General features: G+C 66.5%; 1 protein-coding gene. It reads right to left on the reverse strand.

Annotation, left to right across the window (positions count from 1 at the left end):
• Positions 1-191: 191 nt before the first annotated feature.
• A partial coding sequence (locus G6017_RS17025; protein WP_241731584.1) for a transposase occupies positions 192-734 on the reverse strand: 543 nt, incomplete at its 5' end.

The raw sequence follows: 734 nt of genomic DNA on the forward strand, positions 1-734 counted from the left end.
GCTACCGAGTACCGACCACACATGCCGAGACAGTAACAGTGGGAGCTCTAACCCCGCTGATTCACGGAGCGTGAGGATTGCTGCTGTCGGGTGACGGCGGGATCCATTTCGTGGGTGGGCGTGCAGGAGTGCCGGCTGGCGCTGCCGGTGGGCGGGTCTCCGGTGGTTCTGTCGTGGGCGGGTGGGTGAGGTTAGGCCGGTTTTGGGATCGCGGCGATCGTGTTGAACACTGCGACGATGGCAGTCGCCCAGGGCCACGTTTCGGGAATCTTCACGCGCCGCCGTCGGCCGCTTCGGACCAGCCGGGCTGCCACGTGGAGGAAGCGGTAGCGCAGCGCTTTGGGCTCGCACAAGGCCAGAACTGCGGCGTCGCCGGTGCAAGCGAGCATCCGGGTCCAGGCCACCAGATCCGCGGCGAGCATCACCGCCACGAGCCAGGCCTGGTTTAAAGCGAACTCCCGCGAGGGCAGACGGCCCAGGCCGGTGTCTTTGGCGTGTCGGATCCGGTCCTCCACTCGGGCGTGAGCCCGGTGCCTGGCCTCGAGGAACTGCAGCTGACCGGTGGCAGTGTTGGTAACGAATGCTTGGTAGCGCCACCCGTCGATCTCCTCGAACATCGACAACTGAGCACCCGGGTGGGGCCGTTCGCGGCGGACGATGACTCGCATTCCGTCTGGCCACTTGGCGAGCATCCTGGGGCTGAGAAAGCCGGTCAGTTCGGCAACCTCGGCCCC

Origin of the sequence: Dietzia sp. B44, from assembly GCF_014145245.1 — a bacterium.
Lineage (GTDB): Bacteria > Actinomycetota > Actinomycetes > Mycobacteriales > Mycobacteriaceae > Dietzia > Dietzia natronolimnaea.